A 13,076-nucleotide genomic window follows, 5' to 3' on the forward strand; every position below is an offset into this window, starting at 1 on the left:
AGATGCCTCGGCTAATTAGGTTGCCCCTTATTCCCTTATCGCAGCGTTGAACTCCGCGAGGCCGTTCGGCCTGTAATACCTGCCTCCTGTGAGAGTCGCGATGCCCCTCAGCTCCTGGGAGGCGGAGTTAGAGAGCTCAATCGCGTCGAAGGCCACCTTTGCAGCCTTTAGCTCCTCCGCGCAGTTCTTCACAGGTTCCCCATCGTTGCCGCCGTCGCTGATCAGCTTGACCCTCTTCTCCCCCCTCAGCGAATCGGCTATCTCGCCCAAGCTGAACCTGATCGCGTCGACCAACGGGCTCCCGCCCTTGCACGGCATCTCGTTCAGCCTGTACAACTCAAGACTCGCCGGCGCAGGGTTGAGCGGCACGACAACGTCGAGTTGCGTGCTGCCCGGCGTGCCCAGCAGCCTATAGAACGTGATGCCGATCCTGAGCGGCCACGGTACGTAGGAGACGGCCCACCTTTCGTTCACGAACCCCAGCAGGCCCACCCTGACGATGTCCATCCTTCTCATGCCCGAGGCCTTGACCTTGTCGTTCATGCTGCGCGACCCGTCGATGATGAAGAACAGGTCCTTGGCCTTCGACTCGTCGTAGCTCAAGGAATCTCGGTCGGGCCGAGAGCTAAACGTATAAAAGCTCATGGCCGAAGGACGTGCGGATATGGCCTACAGAGTCGCAAGTCAGGCTCCTCTCGCCCCTAATCCTGTCATAATGGCCTGCATGGGGCACGCGGGAGTCGGAATCGGCGCTGAGGCCTACAGATGGGTGCTAATCGACGTTGGCGCGGACCCGAAGGCGCCGACTCTGAAGGGCGAGAAGCAGCAGCTCGAAGTGCTCCGTAGATACGGCAGCACGATTCTGAGGTTCGGTGCGTCCATGAGGAAGGGAGAGACACCGCTCGTCCCGAGGGCTCTGCTGATTGACTTGGACCCCAGGTCTGCCAATCTGATTCTGCAATCATACCCTCAACTCTTCGCCATGAAGGACAAGCACGTTGTGTACGGCCTGGGAGGCGCGGCGAGGAACTGGGCGGAAGGGCGTCTGAGATTCAGGAACGAGATAGTCGGCAAGCAGGACATAAAGTCGAGGATACAGGCGATATCTCCCGAACCCGTCAGGGGCTTCATAGTCCCGTTCAGCATGGGAGGGGGAACAGGAGGTTCGTTCTCCTCCGAGTTCATGGCCTACGTGAAGGGGGACAACGGCCTAGGCCAGGCAACGATTGCCACCTTTGGCATCCTTCCGGAGTTCGGCTGGGACCCGGTGATCTTCGGGCCGGCTCAGATCAGCATCACGCTCAACATGGCGTACCAAATCAGGTACTCCGACGCCCCGATCCTGATGGACAACAAGGAGCTCAGGTTCCACGCAGACAGGCTGAAGGATATGTTCAAACAGAGGAGCTCCATCGTCGACGAGCTACCCACGCGGTTAAGGGTGGGTTGGCACGACTACAGGGACAAGAACCTGCTGGCCGCACATGCCATTGCCGAATTCATGAATTCTTTCATCAGGGAGACTGAATGGGATATGTCGAACTACAGGACCTGGCTTGCGGCGAGCAAGCCGAAGTTCGTAGTTCCGTGGCTGATACCGCTCGTTCCGAAGGGCGGATCGGACCTGAGAGCCATAGAGCAGGCGATGTCGGACGGGAATGAAGGCGTTCTCTTCGACCTTCAGGCCGACGGAGGAGAGATGGAGAAGGGACCAACCGACTCTGCGTGCGTTCTCGTGAAGACTAGCGGCAGCCTTGAGGCAGAGGAGCGGGAATTCTTCAAAAAGCTACTGGACGACAGGTACGGCGTGAAGGAAAAGCGCATTATCTTCATCAAGATTCCCACCATGCCAGGGGAGCCCGCGGCAGCGTGCATTCTCCTGAACTTGAAGGCGGTCGGCAAGAAGCTCCTGCCCATAGTAGCGGAGGCGGAGGACGCTTGGGACTCCTACAAGGATGAGTATCAGAAGAAGGAACTCACACACGAGGAGTTCAAGAAGGCTGCGATCGAAGTAACCGGCCACATGGGTTAAGTCAAAATGGACCTGTCGGAACTCGAGGTCGCAGCAGGAAGGCTCTTGGAGGAGCAGAAGAGGCTCCGCTCCATAGACTCCGAGCTGACTATGCTGAAGCAGGAGCTGAGGGAGATGCCGAGGAGGGAAGTGAAGGACAAGAGTTTCTACGCTCTGATAGGGCTCAACTACGAAGAGCCGGGACACTCCAACAGGGAGGCCGAACTCAAGAAGGAGAGGGAGTCGGTCCTCAAAAGCATCCGCGAGGCCGAGGGCACGATAAAGAAGGGCCTCACGTCTCAGGGTCTCGTGATACCCCTCGACCCGAACCCGACAGTCGTTGGGGACATGTTCACATTCAGGTTCAGGTCGCAGACGACATTCCCAAAGACGATGGAGGAGCTGGGCGAGCTGCTCGGACTGTCGTCGCCGATAAGGATAGGTCCAGTGATGATTTACGCGGACAAGATAGTTGTCACAGAGGTCGACCAGTACTTCGCGAAGGAGAAGATTGTAGAGGCCTTCGACAACATCCGTAAGTCCGTGAACCTCAGGCTGACGCAGAGGCGGTAGTCGCAACAAACATTTAGAACCAGAGGCGCACGGGGGAGCTGAAGGCGTTGGAATCCAACAAGAGAATAACCGACCTGTTCGAACGGGTAAGGGCACCTTTCAAGAAGCTGGGCGAGACGGTCGGCCAGACGGCAAGCAGTGACGACGACCTGATCCACGCAGTGATACAGAGGATAGATGTCGAGGGAGAAACGTCGTTGCCGGAGGCTCAGCCCCAGGGTGGATACGACAGGGAGGAGATGTACAAGAGGCTGCTGAGGCGCCTGGACTGGCAGGTCAGGAAGTCTGGCATAGGCGCGGAGGAGCTGGTCAGGACATACGGGGGCGAGGTGCAAGCTGTTCTCCTGCACAAGTCGTACGAGCGATTCAGGAACAAGAGCTCCGACGTTTTGAGGGGTAAGTTCATAGAGTTAGGTCTGAAGAACGTCCAGCCTGGCGTATGGGTGCTCCCGCCCAACAGGGTGCCCTCTGGTCTCACCACGCAGGATGAGCTCAGGATGTGGGTGCGGCGCGAGCTTGCGAAGCCGCTCGGGAAGGACTTCGATTACGTCTTCTCTTTCGTTGCGGTCGTTGACCTGAAGAAGGTGATTGCGGAGAGGAAGGGCATAAGGAAGATGCCAGTCGCGAGGACGATATACAACGTGCTGGAGGTCGACGAGGTCGTGCCCCCCAGCCACCTCTACGCGACGCTGAAGTCAAGGAGCATGGGTGTCAGGGACATAATACTGAGCGGAGACTTCCCGTTCCTCGCGAGCGCGTTCGCCGAAGACGAAGACGTCGCGGCGATTAAGGAGCACGAGGAGGAGATCGCGACTAGGCTTAGGAACGCGACAGGGTCGAAGAGCGCGGCCCTGGAGGACATAGCCAACCTCGGAGCTGACATAATCGGGGCATCGCTCGAGGGAATAGTCGCCCACCCGAAGGACCTTGCGCAGAGGCTCATAGTCGAAGCACAGTACTGGATGAGGTTCCTTGGCGGTTCCGTGCCTGGGATGAGCTTCCTCAGCGGCTCGGCCCCAGAGTGAGCTCTACCTGTAGTACGGGACTGCGACCTTCTCCATCGGCTTGCCTTCTCTGGAGGAGCGGACCTTCTTTATTGCCTCCATGAAGTGCTCCATCTCCACGACCGCCTCTTCCACGTGCTTCGTGGCGTCGTCTGGTTTCGGATACTTCGAGATGAACTTCTGCAGGACTATGGAAACCGCAGTGTTGGTGAGGGATGACATGTCGGCACCGCTGAAGCCCTCTGTCATGTCTACTATCCTGTCTATGTCCACATCCTTGGTCACTGGCACGCCCTTCATGTGGATCTTCAGGATCTCCCTCCTTGCCTCTTTGTCAGGGAGGGGTATCTGGATCAGCTTGTCGAACCTCCCCGCCCTCAGCAGCGCAGGGTCGACCATGTCTATCCTGTTTGTGGCTGCGAGCACGACGACTCCTTGGAGGCTCTGGATTCCGTCAAGTTCCGTGAGTAGTTGGCTGACTACCCTCTCCGTCACCATGCTGTCTCCCCCCATTCCCCTCGTCGGGGCAATGGCGTCCACCTCGTCGAAGAAGATCACGCAAGGCGACGCTTGGCGGGCTCTCCGGAATACCTCCCTGATTCCTCTCTCGGACTCGCCTACCCACTTGCTGAGCAGCTCAGGTCCGCGGACGCTGATGAAGTTCGCCTCGCTCTCCGTGGCTACTGCCTTTGCGAGCAGCGTCTTCCCTGTGCCCGACGGGCCGAAGAGCAGTATCCCCCTCGGCATGGTGTACCCAATCTTGTCGTAAAGGTTCGGGTACTTCAGCGGCCATTCGACGGCCTCCTGAAGCTCCTTCTTCACTGTCTCGAGGCCGCCGATTTCGCTCCACTGGACGTCAGGAGTCTCCAAATAGACCTCCCTCATAGCGGAAGGCATCACGTCCTTCAGCGCGTCCTCGAAGTCGACCATCGTGACTATCAGCTTATCCAGCGTCTCGGGGCTGAGCCTGTCCTCCTTGAGCCTGATGTCAGGGAGGTTCCTCCTCAGCGTCTTCATCGCTGCCTCCTTGCAGAGGCCCTCCAGGTCTGCGCCAACGAATCCGTGGGAGACGGCAGCTAACCTCTCTAGGTCCACCACCTTGTCCGAACTGACGTTCTTTTCGCCGTCGATGTTCTGGACGAGGGGCATGTGCCTCGTGTGGATTTGGAGAATCTCAAGCCTTCCCTTCTTGTCCGGCACCTTGATCTCAATCTCCCTGTCGAACCTTCCCGGCCTCCTCAGCGCAGGGTCAATAGCGTTCGGCCTGTTGGTCGCTGCGATGACTATCACCTTGCCCCTCGCTTCCAGTCCGTCCATCAGTGACAGGAGTTGGCTTACGACCCTCCTCTCAACTTCGCCTGTGACTTCCTCCCTTTTCGGCGCTATCGAGTCGATCTCGTCGATGAAGATTATTGTCGGCGCCTTCTCCCTCGCCTCCTTGAATATCTCCCTCAGCCTCGCCTCGGACTCTCCGTAGAACTTGCTCATGATCTCGGGGCCACTGATCGGGATGAAGTGCGCGTTGCTCTCCGTGGCTACTGCCTTTGCGAGCAGCGTCTTCCCTGTGCCCGGGGGACCATACAGGAGCACTCCCTTTGGAGCCTCAACCCCGAGCTTCTCGAAGATTTCAGGGTGGCGGAGGGGAAGCTCGATCATCTCCCTCACCTTCTGTATCTCGTCCTTCAGCCCGCCGATGTCCTCGTAGGTGACCTGTGGGACTCCCCTCAGGGCCTCGCCCTTCTCGGAGATGACGAAGACGGTCCTCTGGGTGATTAACGCAGCGTCCGCGACCGGGCTGACGCCGACCACCTGGAATGTCAGTCGGCCTCCGAAGTAGGGAATCATTATGTTGTCGCCCTTGGTTACGGGCACGCTCTCGAGCGCGTCGGCCAGGTACCTCTCGTCGATCGGAGGCACTGCCTCGAGCGGTGCAACCACGACCTTCTCGGCGGGGGGCGCCTTCACCTTCTTGACCGCCACCACGTCGCCGATCGCGACACCCGCGTTGTTCCTGATCAGACCATCAATCCTGACTATGCCCCTGCCCTCGTCCGACGGGTAGAGCGGAAGGCACTTCGCGACTGTCCTTCGCTTTCCCTTTATCTCGATTACGTCGCCCGTCGAAGCGTCGAGAGCGTCCATGGCGTCATAATCTATCCTGGCCACGCCGCGCCCCACATCTCTGGTGTACGCTTCTAGGACCTTCAGTTGCACTTGTTGCTGGCTCACGCCCGAACCACTCTCAGACAACGTTAACCCTCCTTGAGCCCTTATTAGCCTTGTCCTTCAATGAGAACGAAATCTCAAGGACACCGTTCCTGTACTCTGCTTTGCCGGATTCTGGCTCAACCTGTGCCTTGAGTTGGATCTCGGCCCTGTACTTCCTCCCATCCCTCTCGGCCTTCAGCATGGCATTCCCGTCAGTGGCCGATATTTCGATGTCGCCCTTCTCGACGCCGGGCATGTCGAGCACGAGTCTGAGCACGCCATTCTTCAGGTCCAGCGCCTGTTCCGTGAGCGGAACCCTGTAGCCGTCCGCATGCTGAGGATTGTCGCCAAAGAACTGGACGCTCGGCTTGCCTTCTGGCCCCAAGCGCATCTGGAAACCAGCCATGAACGGTTTCGAGAAGATCTTAGACCCGGAGATACCCTCCCTGACTGCCTCCTGGATGTCCTTCTCGAACTCTTCGAAATACCTGTCGAGTTCGTCGAGCATGTCCCTCAAGTTCCTTCTCTTGTCGTCGCTCATGCGATTAAGAAGAGGTTAATTAACCAGATATTAATTAACTTTCCCTCGGACGCACCTATTTTGACGCAAGTCGAGTGTAGACGCGACGCAAACCCTCACTTCCCCGTGGCGCAATTTCCCCACCCTTCAGTCGAGGGTCAATAGTCGGAACCCGAATTCTCGAACGGCCTTCCGGACCGAATACGAAAGCCCCACGCGGCCGTTGCAGGCCACATTGACGTACACAACGCCGTCAACCTGGCCGCTCTCAATTGCATACTTGTAATCAGTCATCTGGGCCTTGACCTCACTTGAAGGGTAGAGACGGCCAGTCTTCACCTCGTACACGGTTCTGGTGGTGTCGTCGTAGAGGTCAGGATAGATTTTCTCCCGCCGAGAGTTTCGGAATATCCGCCCTGATTCAGGCTTGACCCCTTGGTCAAACAGCCATCGTCGTGCGATGCTCTTTCCGTAGTCACCTATCGCGTTCGCGCCAAACCTGCTGACTGATTCTTCATCAAGACTACGGTAGATAGCAGTATCGAAGCGACGCCGCCTACCCTCCCAAGGGTTCGCTTCTTGTCAGCTCCACACAAATAGCGACAATCTGATTTTAAGCGCCCCCAAAAGAGTATGCTACTGCGATGGGATTTCTCGTCTCCTGAGGAGCTGCCTTAGGTGTCTCATGAAGCCGAATATGTGTGGCCACGACGCAAGACCGTGACAACTCGACAGGAATACCCAATGGGTCACATAACCGCGAGATCGGTCCGGGAACTGCATAGTTGACCACGACCCAAGAGTGAAATAACTGCACTTGGGGTTAGATCACGACGTGAACGACAATGAATCCTTTGAGCTGTTAGCATCGAGGTCTCGGCTGAGAATCGCGGCCCTCCTTTCAACTAGACCGAGGACCCTCGGTGAATTGGCGAACGAGACTGGAGTGTCCGTCCAAGCGGTGCTGAAGCACCTCGAGAAGCTCAACAGGCTGGGGATTCTCGAGAAGAGGAAGATTTCGGGGAAGAGCATTTCGGTGCGGAAGCTGTATTCAATCAAAGGGGCGCATGTGGGAAACTTCTCGACCGGGGACATCACGATAGTCAGCGTGACAAAGAGGCAGCCCGCCGGGCATAGGAGCAAGGACCCAGTCGGAGAGATGCAGAACTTGGCAGAGGACGTCCTAGTCCAGAAAAGGAGGATTAGGGAACAGGCCAGGAAACTCGGCCGGGAGATAGGCGAACTTGTGGAATCAGAGGAAAGACTAAACGGTCTGGTTCAGTCTCTGGATCTCGATGACGAAGAGCGGCTGGTCCTCCTGACTGCATTCACCGAAGAGACCCTCGAGGATGCTGAGAAGGCGCTTGCGAGGACCCACGGTCTGACCGACCCTAGAAGGTCTTTAGAGAGGGCAATTGGGAAGGCGAGAAGGGTTGGCAAGAAGTAAGAAACTCGTGATGGTGACGAACGACGACAGCGTCCAGAGCAACGGAATCATCGACCTTGCGAGGGCAATAGCGAAGTTCGCAGACGTGACCATAGTCGCCCCCGAACAGCCGCAGAGCGCGACGGCCCTAAGCCTGACGTTCCACAAACCGCTGCGGGTCAGCCAGGTCGACAGGGAGGAGTTCAGGGCGTACGCTGTGTCAGGCAGCCCAGGCGACTGCGTCATGATCGGTGTCAACAAGCTCCTGCCAAGGCTTCCTGACCTGGTGGCCTCAGGAATCAACATCGGGGACAACAACACATTTCAGGATGTGCTCGCGTCGGGCACGGTCGCGGCTGCTCTCGAGGCTGCGCTGACAGGCATCCCAGCGATAGCCTTTTCCATGGAGGTGAGGAGTGAATCCCTCTTCGCCCTCGAGTACGACCAGCCTGATTTCAAAAAGGCGGCAGAGTTCGCCGCCGAGATAGTCAGAGATGTCCTCGAGCACGGGATGCCGAACGGAGCCGAGCTGCTGAACGTCAACTTCCCGTCCAAGGTCGACTCGGGGACGGAGATAGAACTCACTGAAGTCGGAAGGAGGAAGTATACTGACAAGGTCCTCGTGAGGAAGGACCCCCACGGGAGGGCATACTACTGGCTGTTCGGAGAGCGCCTGTCAGAGTTCCCAGAGAACTCGGACGCAGAGGCAGTCCTGATAAAGAGACGGGTCTCGATCACACCGCTCAATCTCCGGATGTCCGGTCCGATCACTGACGGTCTTCGCAGGATGAGAGAAAGGGTCGAGGAGAGGTTGGAAGGAACGAGACGAAGGCGATTCTCGAAGGGTAAATAGCATGAATCGCGCAAAGGTCAGAAACGTGAGACCTGCCCCCGGAGGATGGTCCGAGGTGGCTGAGGCGATGCGCACACTGAAGCTGTCCCTCCCCGTGAGGCTTCTGGTACCCTCGCTTCTCGTGACGTCCTACCCCAAGAACGCAATCGGATTCTCATTCGGGGGAGGGAGGGTCGGAGTTGCACTCGGTGCTGGGCTGTTCGGGGCCTCTCTCGCCCTTGGCGCGCTTCTTTATCCCGTCGCAGGCCTGCTGGGAGTAGGTTTCCCGCTCTGGCTGCTGGGGACGGCGGGGACTGCGATGTTCCTGAGCAGCCTGAAGCCAATCGCGTTTGTGAAGCCCCTCTGCTCCCGATGCAGGCTCTTGCCAATCATTCAGGAGCACGAGGCGATCCACCTGTCCGGAGTCGAAAGCGACGACGATGTGTGGCGGTCGATGAGGTCGCGGCACAGCTGCGCGAGTCTCTCCCTCGACGGCGACCCGAGCATCTGCTGGTTCTGCCCAATTCCAAGGCGATTGAAAGAGCACTGAGGGTACGGTAATGGTACACAGAGTTGCTGTGGTGGACCGCGATCTTTGCCAGACGAAAAAGTGCGGGTTGGAGTGCATAAAGGAATGTCCGGTCAACATCAACGGAGAGGAGTGCATCGTCCTCGACAATGAGAAGATCGCCCTAATCTCGGAGGAGTTGTGCATCGGCTGCGGAATCTGCGTGAAGGTCTGCCCCTTCGATGCAATAGACATACTGAACCTCAGCGAGGAGCTGAAGACCGACAAGATACATCAGTACGGGGTCAACTCCTTCCGCCTCTTCAGGATCCCCATCGTCCGCAAGGGCCAGGTTGTTGGCCTTGTGGGAAGGAACGGTATCGGCAAGTCGACCGCGCTGAAGATACTCGCAGGGGCGCTCATCCCGAACCTAGGGGACTACGAGCGGGAGGCGACGTGGGGAAGGTTTCTGTCCTACCTCAGCGGGCGGGAGATGAAGGAGCACTTCGAAAGGGTTGAGGACGAAGAGCTTAGGGTCTCGCTCAAACCCCAAGCGGTTTACAAGATTCCGGAGGCGTGGCGGGGCGACGCGGATTCGTTGCTCCGCAAGATGGACGAGACAAAGAGCTTCGACAGGGTGGTGGAAGCGCTGGGCCTTCGGGAAGCCTTGGGGAAGAAGGTCCCTGACCTGAGCGGAGGAGAGCTTCAGAGAGTCGCAGTAGCTGCCGCAGCGATGAAGAGCGCTGACCTCTACCTCTTCGACGAACCCTCCTCCTACAACGACGTCTACCAGAGGCTCGCCGTTTCAAAGCTAATCCGGAGCCTTGCAGAGTCTGGCAAGGCTGTCCTTGTGGTCGAGCACGACATCGCGTTCCTGGACTACGTCGCGGACTACGTCCAGATAATCTACGGCGAGCCCGGAGCCTATGGAGTCGTCTCGGGGCTCTACGCTTCGAGGACGGGTATCAATGCGCTCCTCGACGGCTACCTTCCACAGGAGAACATCAGGTTCAGGGATCACCCCGTCTCTTTCGGGCAGAGGTCTGCAGTGGAGACAATCGAAAGCGAGACGCCAGTGGCGAGCTATTCGACGCTGAAGAAGGCGTACGATGCCTTCAAGCTGATTGTGGCCGGGGGCGTCATCAATCAGGGGACGATACTCGGAGTGGTCGGAGCAAACGCCCTCGGGAAGACCACATTCCTGAAGATGATTGCGGGCGAGGAGAAGCCTGACGACGGGGAGGTCTCCATCGACGCCAAGGTCGCATACAAGCCGCAGTACCTGTCCTCCGAGTTCCAGGGCACTGTCAGCGAATTCTACTCGGCCGTCCTGGGCAACAAGTACGACGACCCCGTCCTCCAAGACTCCCTGGCAACCCCCCTGAGGATGGAGAAGCTCCTCGCGAGAAACGTGGGGGAGCTGAGCGGCGGCGAGCTGCAGAAGGTGGCGATAGTCGCGACGATGGCCCAGGACGCGGAAGTCTACGCACTCGACGAGCCCTCTGCATTCCTTGACGTCGAGGACAGGTTCGTGGTTGCTCGCGCGATAAACAGGATGGTGAAGACACGGGGGAAGGCGGCCATTGTCATAGACCACGACCTTCAGGTGGTCGACCTGATCTCAGACAGGTTGATGGTATTCGGAGGCTCGCCCGGCGTGAGCGGCGAGGCCACGCCGCCCCTTCAGAAGGACGACGGGATGAACACATTCCTCAAGCAGATTGGATTGACTTACAGGAGGGATGTCAACACAGGCCGCCCGAGGGTCAACAAGCCCGAAAGCAAACTCGACCGGGAGCAGAAGTCAAGGGGGGCGTACTACTACGTCCCCGCACAGGGTGAGGAAAGTGCCCAGGCCGACTAGGGGAGCCCTGGAGAAGACAGGAGTCGATGCAGCATCCGGGCGCACTGAGACAGGAATCGACGTCATTGGCGATATCGCAATCGTGAGGCTGACCGGGGCGGCGTCGGAAGGCGAGAAGCTTGCCGCAGCTGTTCTTTCGGAGATGAAGAACGTGAAGTGCGTCTTCGGTCAGGAGGGCGGGATCGAGGGGGAGTTCAGGCTGAGGCGATTGAGACACCTGGCAGGAGAAGACAGGACTCTCACGACACACAGGGAGAACGGCTGCTCGTACAAAGTCGATGTCGCGAAGTGCTATTTCTCTCCCCGGCTTTCGACAGAGAGGCTGAGGGTCGCTGAGTCGGTGAGGAGCGGGGAGGACGTGCTGAACATGTTCGCAGGGGTCGGACCGTTCTCAATCCCGATAGCGAAGAAGAGGAAGACGAGGGTGACCAGCTGCGAGCTGAACCCCTACGCATGCGACCTGCACAGGGAGAACAACGAGCTGAACAGGGTATCTAGACTCGTCGACGTAATACACTCGGACGCGATGATGCTGCCCTCGAGGGTCGGGTTCAAATTCGACCGAATACTGATGCCCCATCCTTCTGCGACCTTCAGGTTCCTGCCAGTCGCCCTGTCCCTGCTGAAGCCCGGGGGAGTGATTCACTACTATCGCCACGTGTTGGGAAGAGACGTTGCAGAGGCTTCCGAGAACCTGGACAGAGAGCTCTCCGCCGCCCTGACCGCTGGGACGAAGTGGACCGTCAGGAGGGTAAGAGAGGTCGGCCCGAGGTGGGTCGAGATGGCGGCAGAGATCCGGCCTGCCAGCTAGAATGGAAGGCTCTGGCTGTACCTGTAGATGTGAGCGATAATCCCGAACGAGACCAAGACCGCCCCGACGTCGAAGAGGGCCATGTTCCTCAACCCCTGCGATATCGCGGAGACGGCTAGGCCGTTCAGCGCCACCTGGGCGAAGACAAGGAGGAAGAACAAGGTGACCACCCACTTCTTCGAGAGAATCTGACCCATCGGCGAGACCGCCTTCCTGACACGCTCCTTCGACTTGATGTACCTGAGGAACGCATACGTCAGCCCGAATGAGATGATTGTGACTCCAATTATGGAGGCGAAGTAAAGCTGGGGGGGGACGAGGAGCCTCGCGAGAGTCGGCAGCGACGTGTTGGGGTTGATGTAGAAGCCCCAGGCTGTAGTGACTAGGATCTGCGCGATGCTCGTGATGCCGAGAGCTGTGAAGAATGGCCTGTCCCTCCAGTTCAGCTTCTTGGAGGTGTCGACGAACGGGATGACCAGCGCCATTAGGAAGAGGAGACCAGGCATCAGGCCGCCCATCACGAACTTGTCGAACTCCGTCCTGAGGAGCGCGTAGATCCCGGTCAAATACCACTCGGGGATCGTGAGTGCAGGGTTGCTCGGGCTGTAGGGGATGCTGAGCTGGACTGGGAATATGCCCGCGATTATGAAGATTCCACCCATCACGGCTGAGACGATTGGCAGGTCGAAGACTAGGTACCGCGGAAAATGTATGAACACGAGAACAATCATAATCATCGGCAGTACGAAGACGTGATAGGAGTAGAGCCTCAGGACGAAGTCAGTGAAGCCGGACCCGAAGGTCGCCAGCCTCAGCGCCCCCCCAATCAGCGGGGAGGCGTTCGCCAAAGATGAGCCGATCTCGATTGCGAGGCCCGCCCTCTGGTTGAAGATCAGGTCGTAGCCGGTGTAAGCTTCGACCCCAGTTATGATTCCGAGGATGATCCCGGTCACCCAGAGCACCTCGTTCTTGATCTTGAACCTGCCGCTGAAGTACTGATAGTACATGTGGAGAATCGCAAGAAGGACCATCGCATTGGATGCCGTGTAGTGGATGTTCCGGAGCAGCCAGCCATACGGAACCTGGTCGTTGATTCGCGCGACGCTGCTGAAAGCGCATGTGATGCTGCCGCAGCCCGCGAGCGTTGGCTGGTAGTAGATCATGAGGAACCCGCCGGTCACACCGAGGAGAAGGAAGGTTATCCCCGTGAGGACGCCCAAGTATCCTAGAGGGCTCACGAACCTCTTCGGGAAGGTATACTGTATCCCCATCCAGACCGTCCTCTCTAGCCCGTCGACGATCCAGTGGTACAACTTCGA

13 protein-coding genes are annotated in these 13,076 nt (G+C 58.2%); 8 read left to right on the plus strand and 5 right to left on the minus strand.

The window, feature by feature from the left end; all coding sequences use genetic code 11:
- Positions 1-27: 27 nt before the first annotated feature.
- On the minus strand, positions 28-603 hold the full coding sequence (locus LYZ69_00370) for a VWA domain-containing protein (GenBank protein ID MDV3276902.1): 576 nt from the start codon (positions 601-603) through the stop codon (positions 28-30).
- Positions 604-664: 61 nt separating this feature from the next.
- Here LYZ69_00370 and LYZ69_00375 point away from each other — a divergent pair, with 61 nt between their 5' ends.
- Genes LYZ69_00375 through LYZ69_00385 form a run of 3 tightly spaced genes read left to right on the plus strand, consistent with a single transcriptional unit; the run spans position 665 to position 3,609 of the window.
- Positions 665-2,032: a hypothetical protein gene (locus LYZ69_00375; GenBank protein MDV3276903.1), complete on the plus strand. Its 1,368-nt coding sequence runs from the start codon at positions 665-667 to the stop codon at positions 2,030-2,032.
- Between the two features lie 6 nt (positions 2,033-2,038).
- On the plus strand, positions 2,039-2,584 hold the full coding sequence (locus LYZ69_00380; protein ID MDV3276904.1) for a hypothetical protein: 546 nt from the start codon (positions 2,039-2,041) through the stop codon (positions 2,582-2,584).
- A gap of 47 nt (positions 2,585-2,631) precedes the next feature.
- Positions 2,632-3,609: a hypothetical protein gene (locus LYZ69_00385; protein MDV3276905.1), complete on the plus strand. Its 978-nt coding sequence runs from the start codon at positions 2,632-2,634 to the stop codon at positions 3,607-3,609.
- A 3-nt stretch (positions 3,610-3,612) separates the two neighbouring features.
- Here the strand turns inward: LYZ69_00385 and LYZ69_00390 are convergent, their stop codons facing one another.
- The 3 genes from LYZ69_00390 to LYZ69_00400 form a co-directional block, all read right to left on the minus strand.
- Positions 3,613-5,838, minus strand: coding sequence for a CDC48 family AAA ATPase (locus tag LYZ69_00390; protein ID MDV3276906.1), 2,226 nt, complete (start codon positions 5,836-5,838; stop codon positions 3,613-3,615).
- Entirely contained in the window at positions 5,831-6,337 is a 507-nt protein-coding gene (locus LYZ69_00395; protein MDV3276907.1) for an Hsp20 family protein, read from the minus strand. The genes LYZ69_00390 and LYZ69_00395 overlap by 8 nt, the downstream gene beginning before the upstream one ends.
- 126 nt (positions 6,338-6,463) lie before the next feature.
- Positions 6,464-6,610, minus strand: coding sequence for a 2-hydroxyacyl-CoA dehydratase family protein (locus tag LYZ69_00400; GenBank protein ID MDV3276908.1), 147 nt, complete (start codon positions 6,608-6,610; stop codon positions 6,464-6,466).
- 541 nt (positions 6,611-7,151) lie between these two features.
- Here LYZ69_00400 and LYZ69_00405 point away from each other — a divergent pair.
- From LYZ69_00405 to LYZ69_00425, 5 genes are all read left to right on the plus strand, one after another.
- Entirely contained in the window at positions 7,152-7,763 is a 612-nt protein-coding gene (locus LYZ69_00405; protein MDV3276909.1) for a helix-turn-helix domain-containing protein, read from the plus strand.
- Positions 7,750-8,595 (plus strand): 5'/3'-nucleotidase SurE, encoded by an 846-nt coding sequence (surE, locus tag LYZ69_00410; GenBank protein ID MDV3276910.1) that lies wholly within the window; start codon positions 7,750-7,752, stop codon positions 8,593-8,595. Before LYZ69_00405 ends, surE begins: the two co-directional genes overlap by 14 nt.
- 25 nt (positions 8,596-8,620) lie before the next feature.
- Positions 8,621-9,124, plus strand: coding sequence for a hypothetical protein (locus LYZ69_00415; protein ID MDV3276911.1), 504 nt, complete (start codon positions 8,621-8,623; stop codon positions 9,122-9,124).
- A gap of 67 nt (positions 9,125-9,191) precedes the next feature.
- The gene (locus tag LYZ69_00420; protein ID MDV3276912.1) at positions 9,192-10,946 is read left to right on the plus strand and encodes a ribosome biogenesis/translation initiation ATPase RLI; all 1,755 of its coding nucleotides are present in this window, start codon (positions 9,192-9,194) and stop codon (positions 10,944-10,946) included.
- Positions 10,930-11,757, plus strand: coding sequence for a class I SAM-dependent methyltransferase family protein (locus LYZ69_00425; protein MDV3276913.1), 828 nt, complete (start codon positions 10,930-10,932; stop codon positions 11,755-11,757). Before LYZ69_00420 ends, LYZ69_00425 begins: the two co-directional genes overlap by 17 nt.
- Here LYZ69_00425 and LYZ69_00430 read toward each other — a convergent pair.
- The gene (locus LYZ69_00430) at positions 11,754-13,070 is read right to left on the minus strand and encodes a cytochrome b N-terminal domain-containing protein (protein ID MDV3276914.1); all 1,317 of its coding nucleotides are present in this window, start codon (positions 13,068-13,070) and stop codon (positions 11,754-11,756) included. The genes LYZ69_00425 and LYZ69_00430 overlap by 4 nt on opposite strands.
- Between the last annotated feature and the right edge of the window lie 6 nt (positions 13,071-13,076).

It is taken from the genome of Nitrososphaerales archaeon (assembly GCA_032906765.1).
In the GTDB taxonomy this organism is placed as follows: domain Archaea; phylum Thermoproteota; class Nitrososphaeria; order Nitrososphaerales; family Gagatemarchaeaceae; genus DASPPF01.